The 3,163-nt window shown below is 72.8% G+C and carries 4 protein-coding genes; 2 read left to right on the top strand and 2 right to left on the bottom strand.

Translation table 11 applies throughout. From position 1 onward, the window contains the following. Positions 1-187: 187 nt before the first annotated feature. Positions 188-688 (top strand): winged helix-turn-helix domain-containing protein, encoded by a 501-nt coding sequence (locus ACY5KJ_RS19135; protein WP_462204019.1) that lies wholly within the window; start codon positions 188-190, stop codon positions 686-688. On the opposite strand, the gene ACY5KJ_RS19130 is transcribed toward ACY5KJ_RS19135, so the two are convergent. Then, on the bottom strand, positions 655-1,326 hold the full coding sequence (locus ACY5KJ_RS19130) for a 2'-5' RNA ligase family protein (RefSeq protein WP_462186993.1): 672 nt from the start codon (positions 1,324-1,326) through the stop codon (positions 655-657). The two genes, ACY5KJ_RS19135 and ACY5KJ_RS19130, sit on opposite strands and share 34 nt — an antisense overlap. Positions 1,327-1,545: 219 nt before the next feature. Here ACY5KJ_RS19130 and ACY5KJ_RS19125 point away from each other — a divergent pair, with 219 nt between their 5' ends. Continuing rightward, positions 1,546-2,559 (top strand): Gfo/Idh/MocA family oxidoreductase, encoded by a 1,014-nt coding sequence (locus ACY5KJ_RS19125; RefSeq protein ID WP_462186994.1) that lies wholly within the window; start codon positions 1,546-1,548, stop codon positions 2,557-2,559. Between the two features lie 36 nt (positions 2,560-2,595). On the opposite strand, the gene ACY5KJ_RS19120 is transcribed toward ACY5KJ_RS19125, so the two are convergent. After that, a complete protein-coding gene (locus ACY5KJ_RS19120) occupies positions 2,596-3,027 on the bottom strand; it encodes a MarR family transcriptional regulator (RefSeq protein WP_462186995.1) in 432 nt (143 codons plus the stop codon). Between the last annotated feature and the right edge of the window lie 136 nt (positions 3,028-3,163).

The following is a 3,163-nucleotide window of genomic DNA, read 5'->3' as shown; positions in this document are numbered from 1 at the left end:
GCATCGGCCCCGCCCTCCCCCGCCGCCGACGGTGAGAGGCACCGCCACCATCTTCGCGCCACCGCGCCGCGTACCCGGCGGACCCACCGTCCAGAACACCCACCGTCCAGAACGCTGACACGTCGACGGCATCTCGCCGCCCGCCCGATCTTCGGTGACCGAGAGAAACCTGACCGAAAGGCCAGCAATGCCCCCACAGACGACCGTCCTCCCGTACCGGACGCCCCGCACCGCGCCCGCCCGTGCGGCGTCCGTCCCGGCGGCGTCCCTTCCACGACCGTCCCTGCCGAGACCATCCCTGCCCGCGACGGCGCCCGCACACACGCCCGGCGCCAGCCTCCGGACCGGCCAGTGGGAGATCGCGGCGCCGCCCCGGCGCGGGGTGTGGGTCGACCGCACCGCCTGGCTCGCCACCGTTGACGGCCGGGCCCTGCAGCTGACCTACCTGGAGTTCAAGGTACTGGACTTCTTCGTCCGCCATCCCGGGCAGGCGTACAGCCGGGAGGCACTGCTCTGCTCGGTCTGGGGCCATCAGGTCGACGACGAGTCGGCTCCCGATATCCGCACGGTGGATGTCCTGGTGACGCGGCTGCGACGCAAGCTCGGCCCGGAGCACCGGGATCGCATCGAGACCATCCGCCGCGTGGGCTACCGCTACCGCCCGGCGGATCCCTCGACCGACGGTTGACCGCCGACGAGGTCCCAGACCGTCTCCGCCCGGCAGGTGGGGGATGATCCGGACTCGCCGCCGCCCGAGCTGCTCATCAGGATGAGACGCTCGACGCTCCAGGGCAGCGGTGGGACATCGGCACGCAACAGCTCGACGAGCGGTTGCAGTGCCCGCCCGCGCCCGTTCGGCACCCGGGCGAGCGTCAGATGTGCGCGCAGCGGACGGGTGTCCCGGCCGGCCGCCCCGGCACGCTCGGCGGCCCGCCGGACCCCCACTGCCAGCGCCGTCAGGCGTGGGCTGGCTCGCGAGCCAGCCACGTCACCGGCGGCTGCGGCTGCGGCTGCGGCTGCGGCAATGCAGTCGACGGATGCGTCCGCGGTCACCGGCGGTGGCTGCCGCACCGCGGTCCACAGCACCCGATCGCCGAACCGTCCGCCACCGACCGTCTCGACGGCGAACGGGCCGTGCCGGCGTGCCACCCGCGCCAGTCTCGCGTCGAGCTCGGCGCGCCGGTCGTCCGGCACTGGCCCGAGGAAGGCGAACGTGACGTGCCACTGGTCCGGCGTGGTCCAGCGCAGATCCGCCGCCGCGGCGCGCGTCCTGTGCACGGCCGCGAGCAGCGCCTCGGCGACCTCGGGGGGTGGGACGGCCGCCACGAACAGTCTGGTCGCCAGCTCAACCTCCCTGGAACGACAACCTCCCTGGAATGACAGGCTCCCTCTCCCTGGGACGACAGTCTCCCTGGGACGAGACGAACAGTGCGACACGGACCTGCTCCGGGCTCGGATGGCGAGCGCTCGGCCTCCGGTCGATTCTCGGCGACAATCGGGCTGACCGGCGACCCTCGCCACCAGACGGGGAGCACTATCAATGCTGTGACGACGCTCCCCGATCTGGTGCCGCCGCGCGATCCCGCCCTTTCTCAGGCATGGCGGGAGCTGCGGCGCGTCGTGCGCCGGCGGCAGCCGGACCTGCCCCTCGCGATGGCCCTGGTCACCGATGGCTCGGACAGCACCACCGCCGAGGTGCTGCGCGACGCCGGGGTCGACGTCGTCGGTCTCCTCGCCCCGGAACCGCTGGAGTCCCTGGCCTGGGCCGCCGAGGCAGGTGTCCGACGGGCGTACGCAGATCTGCTCACCCTGCTCTCGGACGACATCGAGGCGGTCTGCGTGGAGATGCCGCCGCCCGCGTCCGACATCGTCGCCCGGCAAGCGGCCGAGATCGGCCTGCACGTGCTCCTGGCCGGGCCGGCGACCGTCGAGGCCGAGGCCCTGCGCGCGGTCGCCGACCTCGCCGAGGAGGGTGATCTCACCCACGTGGTCGCGCTCGACGGGCGGGCCTGGCCTGCCGCCACCCACGTCGCGGCGACCGTTCCCTCCCTGGGCCGGCTCACCCAGATGACCGTGGTGGGCGCGCCGGACGGGCCCGCCGGGCGGGTCGAGATCATCGATCTGGCGACGCGCTGGTGCGGCGAGATCCTCGCGGTCTGCGCCGATCCGGCCGCGATGCCCGCCCCGGCGCTCACCCCGGACGCACCGGTGACGCTGGCCCTGCTGGCGGCGAGCGGCGCGACGGTTCTGATCAACGAGCAGATGGGCGGGGACCTCGGCACCGCCACCCTCACGGTGTGCGGCGACTCCGGACGCATCGTCGTCCAGGGCCGTCTGGTCCGCCGCCAGGACGGCAGCGGCATCCGGGATCTGATGATGCCGACCGTGCCGACCTCCCGGCCGGGGCTGGTGGAGGCCACCTACGACGTGGTGCGCGCCACCGAACTCGACGACGCCCGGCTGGTCCGCGGCGCCACCTTCCACGACCTGCTCACTGCGAACCATCTGATGGCCGCCGCGCAGACCTCCCATCAGCGGGGCGGTTGGGTGGAGCTCTGAATGGCGCTTGGAACGATGCTCGGATCGGCGGGCGGCCTACGAGCCGGCAAGCGCGTCCAGGATCGGTGCGGCGCGGTTCAGCGCGGCGATCTCCTCGAGTGAGAGCTCGGCCAGCCGATCGGTCAGCCATTCGTCCCGGCGCCGACGGTCGTCCTCGAGCAGGGCTCGACCCGCCTCGGTCACCTCAGCGATCACTTGACGGCCGTCGGTGGGGTGCGGCCGGCGCTCGACGAGCCCGGTGACGGCCAGATGCGCGATCACCCGGGTCATCGACGGCGGCTGGACGCGCTCGTGGACGGCGATCTCCCCGAGCGTCATGGGGCCATGCCGCTCCAGCGTAGCAAGCGCGGAAGTCTGCGTGGGGGTGAGCCGGCTCGACCGCTCCTGGCGCATGCGCCGAGAAAGCCGCATCACCGACAGGCGCAGCGCGGACGCGAGTTCGGCCTCACGTGCCGTCTCGGTCTCCATCTCACGACGGTACTCGTTAGCGACACTCAGAAACGAATGACATTCTGGCGAACCGCCGAAAACAGCAGGAGGCGGGCCGGCTACCCCCCAGCGGCAGCCGACCCACCACCACAGGAGGCCTCTCGCGATCTCCGGC

The organism is Frankia sp. CcWB3 (assembly GCF_977927595.1).
This window is presented reverse-complemented; position numbering and strand designations above follow the sequence as displayed.